The organism is Limnospira sp., from assembly GCF_051859755.1.
GTDB classification, from domain to species: Bacteria; Cyanobacteriota; Cyanobacteriia; order Cyanobacteriales; family Microcoleaceae; genus Limnospira; species Limnospira fusiformis.
The window spans coordinates 1-13404 of record NZ_JBIMLI010000140.1 but is presented as its reverse complement, the minus strand read 5'-3'; the positions used below and the strand labels follow the sequence as shown (position 1 = coordinate 13404).

11 protein-coding genes and 1 pseudogene are annotated in these 13404 nt (G+C 43.4%); 6 read left to right on the top strand and 6 right to left on the bottom strand.

The annotated features are described in order from the left end of the window. A pseudogene (locus ACTIE0_RS19580) lies at nt 1-246 on the top strand (photosystem II q(b) protein); the annotation flags it as partial. A 150-nt stretch (nt 247-396) separates the two neighbouring features. On the opposite strand, the gene ACTIE0_RS19575 reads toward ACTIE0_RS19580, so the two are convergent. From ACTIE0_RS19575 to ACTIE0_RS19565, 3 genes are all read right to left on the bottom strand, one after another. Further along, nucleotides 397-573: a hypothetical protein gene (locus ACTIE0_RS19575; RefSeq protein ID WP_006670215.1), complete on the bottom strand. Its 177-nt coding sequence runs from the start codon at nt 571-573 to the stop codon at nt 397-399. A gap of 133 nt (nt 574-706) precedes the next feature. After that, a complete protein-coding gene (locus tag ACTIE0_RS19570; protein ID WP_006623334.1) occupies nt 707-1702 on the bottom strand; it encodes a pentapeptide repeat-containing protein in 996 nt (331 codons plus the stop codon). 51 nt (nt 1703-1753) lie between these two features. Next, complete coding sequence (locus ACTIE0_RS19565) at nt 1754-3349, bottom strand: hypothetical protein (protein WP_006623333.1); 1596 nt, start codon at nt 3347-3349, stop codon at nt 1754-1756. Nucleotides 3350-4181: 832 nt separating this feature from the next. Here ACTIE0_RS19565 and ACTIE0_RS19560 point away from each other — a divergent pair. Next, nucleotides 4182-4652 (top strand): type IV pilin-like G/H family protein, encoded by a 471-nt coding sequence (locus tag ACTIE0_RS19560; protein WP_006623330.1) that lies wholly within the window; start codon nt 4182-4184, stop codon nt 4650-4652. Nucleotide 4653: 1 nt separating this feature from the next. On the opposite strand, the gene ACTIE0_RS19555 is transcribed toward ACTIE0_RS19560, so the two are convergent. Next, complete coding sequence (locus tag ACTIE0_RS19555) at nt 4654-5175, bottom strand: hypothetical protein (protein WP_006623329.1); 522 nt, start codon at nt 5173-5175, stop codon at nt 4654-4656. Nucleotides 5176-5706: 531 nt separating this feature from the next. Between ACTIE0_RS19555 and ACTIE0_RS19550 the strand changes: the two genes are divergently transcribed. The 3 genes from ACTIE0_RS19550 to ACTIE0_RS19540 all read left to right on the top strand — a co-directional run bounded on the left by ACTIE0_RS19550 (nt 5707) and on the right by ACTIE0_RS19540 (nt 9617). Beyond that, nucleotides 5707-6357 (top strand): J domain-containing protein, encoded by a 651-nt coding sequence (locus ACTIE0_RS19550; RefSeq protein WP_006623328.1) that lies wholly within the window; start codon nt 5707-5709, stop codon nt 6355-6357. 136 nt (nt 6358-6493) lie between these two features. Next, on the top strand, nt 6494-7366 hold the full coding sequence (locus tag ACTIE0_RS19545) for a 6-carboxytetrahydropterin synthase (RefSeq protein ID WP_006623327.1): 873 nt from the start codon (nt 6494-6496) through the stop codon (nt 7364-7366). A gap of 355 nt (nt 7367-7721) precedes the next feature. Next, nucleotides 7722-9617 carry a tetratricopeptide repeat protein gene (locus ACTIE0_RS19540; protein WP_006670217.1) on the top strand — a complete coding sequence of 632 codons (1896 nt, stop codon included), beginning with the start codon at nt 7722-7724 and terminating at the stop codon, nt 9615-9617. 266 nt (nt 9618-9883) lie between these two features. Here ACTIE0_RS19540 and ACTIE0_RS19535 read toward each other — a convergent pair whose 3' ends face one another. Continuing rightward, nucleotides 9884-10168 carry a hypothetical protein gene (locus tag ACTIE0_RS19535; RefSeq protein ID WP_006623321.1) on the bottom strand — a complete coding sequence of 95 codons (285 nt, stop codon included), beginning with the start codon at nt 10166-10168 and terminating at the stop codon, nt 9884-9886. A gap of 1591 nt (nt 10169-11759) precedes the next feature. Here ACTIE0_RS19535 and ilvC point away from each other — a divergent pair. Then, entirely contained in the window at nt 11760-12758 is a 999-nt protein-coding gene (gene ilvC, locus ACTIE0_RS19530; RefSeq protein WP_006623318.1) for a ketol-acid reductoisomerase, read from the top strand. A 52-nt stretch (nt 12759-12810) separates the two neighbouring features. On the opposite strand, the gene ACTIE0_RS19525 is transcribed toward ilvC, so the two are convergent. After that, nucleotides 12811-13044 carry a hypothetical protein gene (locus ACTIE0_RS19525; RefSeq protein ID WP_006623317.1) on the bottom strand — a complete coding sequence of 78 codons (234 nt, stop codon included), beginning with the start codon at nt 13042-13044 and terminating at the stop codon, nt 12811-12813. Between the last annotated feature and the right edge of the window lie 360 nt (nt 13045-13404).

Genomic DNA, 13404 nt, shown 5'->3' with positions numbered 1-13404 from the left:
CCGGTAATCGGCATCTGGTTCACCGCTTTAGGTGTATCCACCATGGCCTTTAACCTCAACGGTTTCAACTTCAACCAGTCCGTAATGGACTCCAGCGGTCGGGTAGTTAACACCTGGGCTGATGTCATCAACCGCGCTAACCTGGGTATGGAAGTAATGCACGAGCGCAACGCTCACAACTTCCCCTTAGATTTAGCTTCTGCTGAGTCTGAGCCTGTAGCTTTGGTTGCACCTCAAATCGGCTAATTGATAGCTTAGATTAAATCAAGCGCCTCCCAGCCGGGGGGCGCTTTTTGTTTGTTTAAACTTCACCTAGCCAAAAAAACCACCCGGTTTTTGACTCGAAGGTTAAGATACAGAAACCGGGTGATTTTTAAGTTTTTTGGGTTTATAGTTCTAACCTAGGTTCTCCTCAACTTGTCTCAGAATAGAAAATAAAACCGTAATGCTACGATCCGCGTAGTTCATTAGTTTTTGCATAATGCTGGAAAATGTTTCAGAAGAATTGTGAATTGAACAATTGCTAGGCTGAGGAGCCTCTAAATATGAGTTAGTGCTTTCACTTGTGGTCATAATTAAAGTGCTGTTCTCAGCCTTATTCTGTTTAGTGATTGAGTAACTCTCATGCGGACACTATAGCATAAGTATTGCCAAAAGCGCCCAAATTCCCGACCAAATATATCTAAAGTAGTACATCAAAGCCCTATCAATCATGAATCTCGCCATTAGGCATGATCGCGCCATGTAGGTTTACCCCAATGGTATTAGCACTACTAAACTCAGCACGAGTTAAGTAGGCATAGCTAAGGTTAGCATTTCGCAAATTTGTCCGACCAAGAGAAGCATCGGTTAAATCAGCCTGAGTCAAATTAGCCGAACTTAAATTAGTCCGATTTAGTTCCGCCCGTACCAAATTCGCCCGGCTTAGGTTAGCATGACTGAGATTAGCATTACTGAGATTAGCATCTGGTAAAATTGAGTCGCACAATTCCACCCTAGGCATTTGGGCGTTAGTCAAGATGGCTCGCTCTAGTTTTACCTTAACCATGCGGGAACCAATTAAATTAGCACCACTTAAATTAACTTCTGTTAAAATCGCCCCTTGTAAATTGGTTTCGGAAAGGTTAGTCTGGTTGAGAATCGCGCCACGCAGTACACATTCAGTTAAATTAGCCCCCGTTAGGTTAGCGCGAGTTAAATCAGCCCCGGTGAGATTAACCCCCTGTAAATCGGTACCTCTTAAATCTGCGCCTCGTAAATTTACACTCTCATAAATACGCCTTTCATAACGCATATTTGCACCCCGTAGACAAGCACCCCTTAAATCTGCACCTTGCAAATTAGCACCGCGTAAATCTGCTTGAATTAGGTTAGCATCAACTAATGTGGCTAGGGTTAAATTAGCTTTTCTCAGGTCGGCTGCTTGCAGGATAGTACCATGAAAATCAGCGTCGGTTAGTTGAGCGCCACTTAAATTAGCTCGTGATAGGTTAGCTCCTCCTAATCTGGCTTTTTCTAAATTTGCCCTAGTTAGGTTAACTCCATTAAGATAGGCTAACACAAAATTGGCTCCTTGAAAATCACCGCCACTTAAATTGGCTCCAATTAGGTCAGCATTACTTAGTTCAGCATTGCGGAGGTTAACCCCTCGAAACAATTTTTCTCCACTTCGATATTGATTTAAGAAAGTCCGCTCATCCATCCATCTTCATCCTTGTACTTTGGCTGTTAATTTATTCGGAATTATCAATTATTAACTATGGTTTACATAGTTGATTTTTTGAGCCCAAATAAAAGACTGATCACCTGGCTTACGGAAGTAAATTTTGACAATGTTAATAGATTGTAGTTGTAGGGATAGTAACTTTTTGTGGATAAACTGGGTGGTTGATTCGGGCGCGAAACTGTGCTGGGATTCGAGAATTAGATGCAAACACTGATTTTTAGATTGAGCTAAAACGTGGATACCTTTGGATTTTACTAAGTGATTGAGGAAGGATGCGATCGCTTTAGGATTACCCTGTTTAGCTAGTTCTAGCACCTGATTAGTACCCCCGGAATCTGATATCTGAGTAGGTGTTGGTAACGGGTCAGTAATCTCTGATTTGGCTGCGGTTTGTTGGCGTTCTGTCGTTTCGGATTGATCAACTATTTCTTCTAGTTGTAGGATTTGTTCTTGTACTTGAGCAATGAAGTCTTTAAGCACCTCATACTTAAATTTTAATTGCTGCTCAATATCATAGCTAATCATTCTGCCATCTAGTTGGTCTTCTAAGGTCTGTAAGGTATTAGCGATCGATGTTATGGCTTCGGTAACTCCTTGGCTAACTCGCTTGTGAATATCATCTTTTAGCCCCAAACGTTCCTGAATAATATTGGACTTGGAACGGTTACCGGATGACTCTGGTACTAATTGACTATTTGATAGGGGTTGACCGGAATCTGTGGGAATTGGTACAGTTTGTAATCCTGATATTTCGGGGATGTTTGATTGGGTTACATTGGCGGGGGTTGATACTTGAATAGTCTGGCTTTCGTTCAAATCAATTCCCTGAGTTTTAGCTATTTCTGATAATTGTTGATCCTGACTATAATGGGAGTCTGGTAATTCCTGAAAAGAGCTATAATTAAATGATGGCTTACCATAACAAAGACGCATGGCTTCAATTAAAATTGTGGCGACTTGAGCATCTTCATCAGAATCCTCTAAGTAAGCGACCATTTTTTTTAGATAAACTTTCAAATCTTCAAAGTTAGGGAACATTTGAAAGAGTTGTTCAATCAGGTTGTCTAACTCGATTGATTTGAGTTGTAGCCAGTCGCGATCGCTAAATGTAAACTCATTTTCTAAGACGGAAAATATCAATATCTTCACCCTTAATGGGTTGGCAGTCTGCATGATCTTGAAACGAATATCAAAGATATTATCTAGTTTTTTGGGGGGAGGATTGTGGTTAAAGTTTTCTGGATTAACTGACCAATCAAGTTGAGAGTGAGGACGGTCTGACGACTGATAGGAAGTCATAACCATCTCAGTAGAAGATTCCTGATCTCCCTCAAGGTACAATCTCCCAACTTGACTCAATACCAGATTAACAATAACTGTATATTCTGTTTTTTTGTTAATTTTAGATAAAATTTTATTCAAAATACTATTAAGTCGTTCAAGGCTTTGGGTACTCCAGTACAAAGATTGCACTAAATCCCGCATAGGAGTATTTTCTATGACTGCTGAATCACTCTCCCATTTACCATGGGTAGCACAAATCATAATTTTTTTGATGCGAAACACCTCATCACTGGTATCCAAGTTTTGCACAACATCATCCAGGATCGATTTGGCTGGCATTTTTGCCTCCTACAAATTATTGATAAATAAACAGTTATTTTGTGATAGTGCGAGCCCACACATTCGCCAAATTAATCATTCATCTACAGGTAATATATATCTGGGTAGATATTGCCTGTATCTCAGCCTGGTAAAGTAGGATTATTAATCAATAATTTCGCCAAAGTTAACCAAGCCAACCGGAATTATTTGAGTTGATTTTACGGAATATATAAACACCCAATAATCATCATGATAGAGCATTTCAAACTCGGCTCTATCTACAATGTTGTACCTGTTCACACATTGTAGGTCATTTATTGTATAATGGTTAATCATTCTCATTCAGCCATTTAGATTACCCCCCCAGAACTGATGGCGGACTTTGATGCGATCGCACGCTTAGTGCGATATTGGTGGCGTAGGCTGCGTCAGACCCCGGCTATATCAATCATAATCGGATAGTTTTCGGTTGACACAGCCCATGGTAGCCTGTTAGCTGGTTACCAACGATAGGTGCTGATCCTACCCAAAGCCTCAACTAAGATCGCCAAGTTTTAGCACTTTTGGGACAATCCCTAGCTCCGATCGCATATTATCCCCCAGGACACTACCACTTCCCTGAAGGTAGTTTACCTATAATTATGCGAGTAGCGATCGCTTCAGAGGTGCGATCGCCGTCAAGCCCCCATGAGTAAATACTCATATAGTCATCTCCGGGACTGTCCAAAGGTTGCGGTTAGCCACCCATGAAACCATCTCCGAGCCAATTGTGATTTCTGATGAATTTCAGGAATCAAGCCAGATCGCCTTGTAGTGAGGTCTAGCATCGCGTTAAGTCAAGGAAACTCAGATGATGTGGAAATATTTGATATTTTTGGCTCCTATCGTTTTAACCGGTTGTCAGGTGGATTTTTCATCTGTCCTGGAAGATATACCAGGGTGGCGAAGCAGCGATCGCGCTCCTTTGATGATGAAAGCGATCGCCTTGGGACAGCAGACATATTATCAAAATCAAGGTTATTTTGCCAGTTCCCTTCACGGTCTATCTGGTAATTTAAATCTGGAAACCGATAGTTATCAATACGCCATTAGAACCGAAGGCGAAACGGCTCAAACCGTCTTCATAACAGCCACAGCCAAAACCGATGACCTGCGTAGTTATAGTGGTGTCATGACAGTAGGAAAAAACGACGGAGGGGTGGTCTTGATGGCGAACCTGTGCCAAACGGACACACCATCTAAAGTACCCCCCTTATTATCCTCAACCCCTGTACCTAGTCAAGGATTAAAATGTCCTCCCGGATCTAGTCCAGTACGCTAATCTAGGCAGTTACCGGAACAAAATCCACATCATCTGTGCCGTCTGTTTCCCCTTGACCAGAAGTGATTTTTTCGCCATTAACCTCGATCGCAAATTCAGTTTGATCCAAACCAGTCAAGTTATAATCAGTCTTCTCGCTGGTGTATCCAACACTAGCGATCATCTTCCGTCCGGCATCAGTGTATTTAAACGCCAACATTTGATTTTTAGACTTATCATTATCATAAGTCCAAACCACCATATACTCTTCCCCGTGATAGGAGAAAACCTTAGAAGGACGGGTAGGAACATAGCGACCGGGGGCACCAAAAGCCGCATCAAGGAATTCCTGAAGTGAATCATCCTGAACCACAGCATAGCTAACTTGTTCAGCCGGAAGTTCTTCTTCCTCGACATCATCTTCAGTTTCGTCAACCACTTCTTCTTTATTGCGATTGCGGAAATAATCGACAGCCATCTTAGTACCAATAGCACCGACGGTAGCAATTCCGGCCCCAGCGAGAATTTTACGCAGTCTACTCATATATTTTCCTCATTGACGAATTGGCGAGTTTTAGTCTTGGGGATATATTCCACTCTCCGTTACAATTTTAACAGATTGTTGTTAATAGCAAAATATGCCAAAAGATGATAATATTCCTGCGCTTGGGGGGTTGACAAAAAACATCAAATGATATCCGGGAGATGGATTCAAGGATAAATTAATATTTGATTAACCCAGATAACTTGGAGCATCAGCATAAATATAGGTGATAGGAGACCATTGCTGAGTCCCCTAACCCAGAAACCAGATGGCTGTAGTCGGCCCTCAGTCCTCCAGGGCCAGCGACGTGAAGGAAGGCCCGAAAAGATGGCTAGATATTGATGATACAATTCAGCTATTATGTATAAAATACTTCAGACATCTAATAATTTCTGGGTGTTTAAATATGACAATGTGGTTAATTATGATGATTGCCACTAGAGATAGCCGGGGCTGCATCACTTGATATAATAGCTAAAGACCAGGTAATTTTAGCAACTTTTAAACTATCATTATCACCATGAAAAGATTATGCCCACTGATGATTACTATAGAATCTTAGAGGTTGCCCCCCATTCCAGTCAAACCGATATCAAAAAATCCTATCGGAGATTAGCCAAAAAATTCCATCCAGACAGTCAGGAAGAAACAGCCAATCACGATACAATTATTCGGATTAATCAAGCCTATGAAGTGCTGAGTGATCCCCAGAAACGCCAGAATTATGACCGCAGCCTAAGCCGCCCCAACCGACCAGGTAAACCTAAGCCACAAGGGCGGTCTAAAGATTTTGATCTAGACCAATGGTTGCAGGAAGTCTATAGACCTGTGAATCAAAATATTGACCGAATTTTTCAACCCTTTAAACAAGAAATAGATAACTTATCCGGCGACCCCTTTGATGATGAATTAATGGCAGATTTCCAAGCATATATTGAAACCTGTAGAGATATCCTAGCTGAAAGCCAAACTCGATTTCGTTCGGCTCCCAACCCGGCGAATATTGCGGGAGTGGCGGCGCATCTTTATTACTGTCTGAATCATATTGGTGATGGTATTGAAGAATTAAATATGTTTACCCTAAACTATGACGAATCCTATCTACACGCGGGCCAGGAATTTTTCCGCATTGCCGATCGCTTACGTCAAGAAGCCCAAGACCAAATCCATAAATTCCTTTAACCAGTCCTTTAACCAGAGAGCGATCGCCATAATTTCTTGAGCAGATCATCATACCATCGGGATCGAGGTTGAAAAAAATTCCGAAACCGACTACATTAGTTAACAGAACTTAACAAGCAAAAATTAACCTGCATTTATGCAATGCCTGATCACCCGTCGCGCCCAGTTTTCAGCCAGTCACCGTTACTGGTTGCCAGAACTGAGCGAAGCCGAAAATTTTGCCAAATTTGGACAAACAGCCCGCGCCCCCGGTCACGGTCATAATTATGTCCTGTATGTTTCAATGGTGGGGGAACTAGACGAATATGGCATGGTACTTAACCTGTCGAACGTCAAACATACCATCAGAAGTGAAGTTACCGAACCCCTAGATTTTTCATTTCTGAATGAAGCATGGCTGGAATTTCAGGACACCCTACCCACCACTGAATTTCTGGCTTATTTAATCTGGCATCGTCTAGCCCCCCATTTACCCCTAACCAACATTCAACTATTTGAACACCCCCAACTTTGGGCAGATTATCAAGGAAACTCCATGGAAGCATATCTAACCATCAGCACCCACTTTAGCGCGGCTCATCGACTAGCTCACCCTCTCCTGAGTGATGAGGATAACTCCAAAATTTATGGCAAATGCGCCCGCCCTCACGGTCACGGACACAATTATCACCTAGAAGTGACTATTCGTGGTCAAATTGACCCCCGGACGGGTATGATTGCGGATTTAGGGGCTGTGCAGAAGGCGATCGATGATTATGTGGTTGAACCCTTCGATCATACTTTCCTCAACAAAGATATCCCCTACTTTGCTAAGGTAGTACCAACGGCTGAAAATATTGCGGTTTATATCCGTGACTTGCTGCAAAATCCCATTGATGAATTAGGAGCGCATCTCCATAAAATCAAGTTGATTGAAAGCCCTAACAATTCCTGTGAGGTATACTGCACAACATCGGAACACCAACCCCATCTCGCCGCCAATCGAGAACCGGTAGCAGTAGGTGTATAAGGGATATCCCAACGGATATCAATTAGCTGAATTTTTCCAGAGACAAAGCAGGTATTTTGCCTGCTTTTTTTGATGTTTATATAAAATCCGAACCCATAGTTTTTCCCGGAGGGTCGGGGCTGCCATTGCTACCTGGAACTTTGATGATGGGTTAGGAACAGGATCTCGTCTTCACCCATCCTGAACTCCCTAGATTATAACTGTCAATTTCCTGACCTGTAAAAATTGGGTTGTAATTATGAACTAGCTAAGACACTCTCCCTGAGTTTAAAGGATATTAAACCGGGGGGGGGAGTCACTATTTAGCTATCCGTTATCCATCCCCCTAATCATCAAGCAAGAGTGAGTTATATCCATGAGGCTATCGACCCTAACACTGTTGACTCTGACTGCGCTTGCAGCTAACGAATCGGTAAATCAGGCAACTGCTGCCCCTAATGTAACATCTAGTTATAATCCGGTTTCTGATACGGAAAATTTGGTTGATGAAATTGATATCGAAATTAGCCAAGCTGAACTTACTGCGACTGTTAGCGCCCCGGAAACTTGGAGTCAGCCAGAATTAGCCGAGGATTCATCATTAACAACAGATGAGGTGGTATTTATAGCTTCAGCTTCCCCAGCTTTGTCAGTGGCGAAGGTGAGTCCTTCTGTGGGTACTTCTGAATTTGGCTACACGGTTATATTACTTAATACTTTGCTGTTAATTTCTACTTTGTCGCCCACTTTAACTTTGATGTTTTTCTGGTTAGTGCGGCGCTTGGTGATTCGAGAGTTGGTGACGGAAACTAACAAAAGATTAGATAAGTTTGATGGTTTAGAATCACAACTAAAATCTTCTAATTATCAATCTAAAAAATTGGTTAAAGATTTAGAAATTCAGGTGAGAGTAGCACAAAAGTATATTCAGTTTTTAAGAAAAGAGGTTGAGGCTTCTAAGGCTTCTATTCAAGAACTAGAACATCTGAAGCTACAGTATCTGAGACAGGTACAAGAGATGATGATGGAGCTGCAAAATTATAGAAATCAGACAATGGAACAGGTGGAGCCGCCAGGGGTACCAGTTCCTGCGCCGCCTATGTCTCAACTACCCTCGAAATCTACATCTAATCATCCATTACCTCCTAAGCATCCCCCCACTTCTCAGCCTTTAATTGCGGATGATTTCCTCAAAAAGGGGGAAGCGTTAATTAATGAACGTCAATATAAACAAGCGATCGCAGCTTGCGATCGCGCTTTGGAAATTAACCCTGATTTAGATGAGGCTTGGTATCAAAAGGGTAATGCTTTGGTGCGCCTACAACAATATTCGCAGGCTTTGGAGTGTTATGATCGGGCTTTAAAAATTCAGCCTCAGCGCTCAGATGCTTGGTATAATCGGGGTAATGTTTTGGTGCGGTTAAAACGCTATTCCCCGGCTCTGGAAGCCTATAATCAGGCGTTAAAGATTGAGCCTAATGATTATGCGGTTTGGCACAATCGGGGGGCTTTACTGCGTAAATTTCAGAAGTATGAGCAGGCTTTGGATTCTTATGATCGGGCGATTAGGCTGGAAGCCAATCATTATGAAACTTGGCATAATCGCGGTAATGTTTTAAGTCAATTAAAACGCTATCAGGAAGCTATATCATCTTATGATCGGGCGATTCAAATTAATCCAGGTCAGTTTGATATTTGGGCAAATAGAGGGATGGCTTTATGTCATATTCATCAATATTCGGAGGCGCTATCTTGCTATGAACAGGCGATATCTCTGAATTCTAAGGAGCCAGAACTTTGGATTTCTCAGGGGGGAGTTTTAGTAAAATTAGCACGTCATGAAGAGGCTGTGATTTGTTATGATCGGGCGATTAGCCTGAAATCGGATAGCTATGAGGCTTGGATGGGGCGAGGTGAGATTTTAACGGCTTTAAAACAGTATGAACAGGCGCTGGCTAATTGGGATCGGGTGATTGCTTTACAGCCAGATGCTTATCAGGCTTGGTGTCAACGGGGAATCTGTTTAGAGAAAATGGAACAACATGATGATGCGATCGCTTGTTTTGATACGGCGATTGCTTTGAAGCCAGATCATGCGGAAAGTTGGCGACACAGGGGCGCTTTATTGTCCCGACTGAAAAAATATCAGGAGGCGATCGCTTCTTTGGGAAAAGCTATCTCCATTCAAAAGGATTTACGCAACGGCAAAAAATCGGCTAATGCTTCTCAATCGATAGGTGATAATAATGGTTTCTCACCTGTTCCCACCTAATAGATGGAAAGCTGCTGATCATTTGAGATGTTGGTGAAGGCGATCGCTCGGTTAAGGTGGCGATCGCCTTAAAATTGGCAACCGTCCACTATTTGGCAAAAAAATCCCCCAGCCGAAGCCAGGGGAAAACCATCAGGGTGCATCTACTTTTTCCTATTCCCGTCACAGATGAAGCACTCCGGGAAATTTGAGAAAAAATTGTGAAAAAAACAAAGTCCCTACAATCCGATGACCGTAGGGACTAGATTATGGGTTGCCAAAAGGTTCTAGGCAATGATAGTGTCCCAATTAACATCAAACACAGCCACCGTTGTATTCTTAACGGATATTTTAATTTTATGAGCCAGTCGCATCAGAACAACAGGTTCCTGAATTAGCGATCGGGAAGATTTCACAGCCTCTGCGATGTCCTTGTTCACGCACTGAATATGCAAAACACCCCACCGCCTATAGACTTTACACTGTCCCAAGGGTCTAAGCTGTTGCAATTCGGCTTCGTTTTCTCGATAGAAATCCCAAATCAGCCGTGTCAACTGTGAAGGTTTTTTCATGATCTTCCTCCGAGAAACACCATCCCCTTGTGGGTGGGTTGGGATAGGAGCAGCAATTGAGCCGGGTTAAATACCCCCGAAATTGCCCATTCGATAGCCATAAGCGTAGATCCTGCGGGGTTGGTAAAGGTTGAACCCTTGCGGGGTGGAGGGGTATGGTTGCCCCTCCATGGAGCTATGGTTGGCTCCGACTCCCTTGCGGGGTAATGTTTGCGCTTGCGCTAACGCGCACGCTGCGCGAACGCCAATGTTCAGAGTCGGTACTATCCAAATCGCACGTCCTTAACCCCTTAGAGATGTTTAACGATTCGGTTCTAGGGCCTGGAACTAGCACGCATTCCCGGGTAGGAACTTTAACTCTTGCTCTGAACGGAGCCAGTTAAGGCTTAAGCTGGTCAGCTACCTGAAAGGGGGGCACGAAGCCCCCGTGCTTCAGCCGGGGGTGCTGACTCTGGGTTGGAGGCTTTAACAACTCCCATCCCGCAAATGGTTGGTTATACTTCTAATTGAAACTCAGATTTGCCCTTCACAGCAAGACCCTGATACAAGACTTAATAACAAATCCCGGCCAAAATTTGAGCAAAAAAAACCCTAAGTTACTGTTGGCAAGAGTTTTGAGCGATCGCCTATTTAAGATGATGTAACAAGATTGATCCCGGATATTTAACAATTTGTAAAAGATGTTTACATGAAGTACCCCACACTACCACGTTGAGGGTCGGGCTTCCTACCCTCAAGAACTAGCGTTCTTGATAGGATCGCCTTTTAACTGTCTGGTTAGGCGTAGATTCGCACACTTCCTGCCCTCTTTTCAACTCGGCAAATTGCCAAAGGTTTAGACAAGCATTAATCTCTCTATCATGAGATGTATGGCATTACGGACAATTTCCTTCTCTATTTGATAGAGTTAAATATTATTTTATATACCCATTAATCGAATATTTTTGGGCAATTGAAAATCTATATGCTCGGTAAATTTCGCAGCCTTATAACTCCCATTGGTATTCTAAAAACGTTACAATATATTCAGCAAAATCCCGATTCACCATGGCTTTACTGTTTAAGTATTCGTAACAAATGGCTTGGTTATCGCACCTTAATTAGCGACTAATTATTATGGGATATTTAATCGTTGATTAGCCATTTTTGCGTAAATTTTAGCCAGTCTAACCCTCTATTATCGCGGTGATTAGAGTCTTTAAATTTTCGACTGAGCCTCCTTTGTCGAATGGTTCAGCGTCTTAATGAACCTTGAAAATAACGAGGATTAGGGAATTTTTGCCGCTTAGACGTAATCACGAAATCTTTGAACCCTAGAGCCAATCGAATTGGATTCAAAAAGTTAAGTTCAGTTTTGTATATTGTGCTATCGGATTGAGCATATTGGTCGGGCATTCATCCCCACCTGGCAAGAAGGATGGGGTATTCTGCCCGAAATCTATGATAAATCTGTCCAAGCTATCAGGTGACGGCTTTGAGTAGCCACGAAAATAGTAGCCAGGATTATATATGCCACTAGGTCTGCAACCATGATATGATTTAAGTTTTGCAAGTACCCCTTACACACGACTTGAAAAGGAGAACCCGGATTATGGCCCGTATGTACTACGATGCCGATGCCAACCTAGATCTATTGGCAGGTAAAACCATTGCAATTGTCGGTTATGGCTCCCAAGGCCATGCCCATGCCCTTAACCTTAAAGATAGTGGCATGAACGTCATCGTCGGGCTATATCCGGGGAGTAAGTCAGCCATTAAAGCCAAAGATGCTGGTTTAACAGTTTATCCGGTAGATGAAGCGGCTAAAATTGCCGACCTAATTATGATCCTGCTGCCGGATGAAGTGCAGAAAACCGTCTACAAAAACGAAATCGAACCCAATCTCAGCGAAGGCAAAACCCTAGCATTTGCCCACGGGTTTAATATCCATTTTGGTCAAGTTGTCCCCCCAGAGAATGTAGACGTGATCATGGTAGCGCCCAAAGGTCCCGGACATCTGGTGCGCCGTACATATGAAGAAGGACAGGGGGTTCCTTGTCTGTTTGCGGTTTATCAAGATGCGTCAGGACAAGCCCGCGATCGCGCTATGGCTTATGCTAAAGGTATTGGTGGCACTCGTGGTGGCATCTTAGAAACCACATTCCGGGAAGAAACAGAAACCGACCTATTTGGCGAGCAGGCGGTTCTCTGTGGTGGTTTAAGTGCGCTGATCAAAGCTGGATTTGAGACCCTTGTAGAGGCGGGATATCAGCCGGAATTAGCCTATTTTGAATGCCTCCACGAAGTGAAACTGATTGTAGATTTAGTGGTTGAGGGTGGTTTGGCTCAAATGCGCGATAGTATCTCCAATACGGCTGAATATGGAGATTATACTCGCGGCCCCCGTGTAATTACAGATGCGACCCGCGCAGAAATGCGTCAGATCCTCAAAGAGATCCAAACAGGTCAGTTTGCGCGGGAGTTTGTGTTAGAAAATCAATCTGGTAAAGCCGGGTTTACCGCCATGCGCCGCCAGGAAGCCGAACATCCTATCGAAGAAGTTGGTCATGACCTGCGGGCGATGTTTAGCTGGCTGAAAAAGAAAGCCTAATGATACTCTGGGGGAGAGAGTCCCTCAGTTATTGCTCGGCTGACTTTTTGCCTTAATTACCGCTATTGGCTGGCGTGGTATTCTGTAACTGTTCGACATCCCTTTCCCGTTCTTCGTTGAAATTACGGGGGGTTAGCCAGTCGGGAACCAGCCCAATTAAAAATTCGCGGCTGGTTTTACTAGCGCCCCGCACTGGGTCGGGTAGGAAGGTAAAACCATCAGCAGAGGTAATAAAGGTAACAATTAGGGCGAACACTATCAGCCCGAGAATTTTTTTAGGAGTCATATTAACTGATTGGGGCTAAGATTTAGTGGGGTTACTGACATTGGTGGAATATAGATATAGCCAATGTACTATATCTCACGGTAGATGCCAGGAATGCCTCTTCCCTGTTTCCGGTTTCGGGTTTCCTGATGATAGTTCTATGTTAACCTTTCAGCACCCCGCACGGTCAGTGCTGGCTGGGTTTACGAGCCTAAGTCCTACCAGGGGCAAGGCTTCGATGATCTGATGAGGCGATCGCGAATTACTATGGCTGATGTTTTAGAAACTCCCGAACAACAAATTGCAGTCAGCACCCCCGGCTGAAGCACGGGGGCTTCGTGCCCCCCTTTCAGGTAGCTGACCAGCTATAGCCTTAACTGG

Bases quoted from the DNA above. Each gene is read 5' to 3' on its own strand.
- ACTIE0_RS19525 (WP_006623317.1), bottom strand. From the start codon at position 13,044: ATGACTCCTAAAAAAATTCTCGGGCTGATAGTGTTCGCCCTAATTGTT.
- ACTIE0_RS19570 (WP_006623334.1), bottom strand. From the start codon at position 1,702: ATGGATGAGCGGACTTTCTTAAATCAATATCGAAGTGGAGAAAAATTG.
- ACTIE0_RS19535 (WP_006623321.1), bottom strand. From the start codon at position 10,168: ATGAAAAAACCTTCACAGTTGACACGGCTGATTTGGGATTTCTATCGA.
- ACTIE0_RS19560 (WP_006623330.1), top strand. From the start codon at position 4,182: ATGATGTGGAAATATTTGATATTTTTGGCTCCTATCGTTTTAACCGGT.
- ACTIE0_RS19550 (WP_006623328.1), top strand. From the start codon at position 5,707: ATGCCCACTGATGATTACTATAGAATCTTAGAGGTTGCCCCCCATTCC.
- ilvC (WP_006623318.1), top strand. From the start codon at position 11,760: ATGGCCCGTATGTACTACGATGCCGATGCCAACCTAGATCTATTGGCA.
- ACTIE0_RS19545 (WP_006623327.1), top strand. From the start codon at position 6,494: ATGCAATGCCTGATCACCCGTCGCGCCCAGTTTTCAGCCAGTCACCGT.
- ACTIE0_RS19565 (WP_006623333.1), bottom strand. From the start codon at position 3,349: ATGCCAGCCAAATCGATCCTGGATGATGTTGTGCAAAACTTGGATACC.
- ACTIE0_RS19555 (WP_006623329.1), bottom strand. From the start codon at position 5,175: ATGAGTAGACTGCGTAAAATTCTCGCTGGGGCCGGAATTGCTACCGTC.
- ACTIE0_RS19540 (WP_006670217.1), top strand. From the start codon at position 7,722: ATGAGGCTATCGACCCTAACACTGTTGACTCTGACTGCGCTTGCAGCT.
- ACTIE0_RS19575 (WP_006670215.1), bottom strand. From the start codon at position 573: ATGACCACAAGTGAAAGCACTAACTCATATTTAGAGGCTCCTCAGCCT.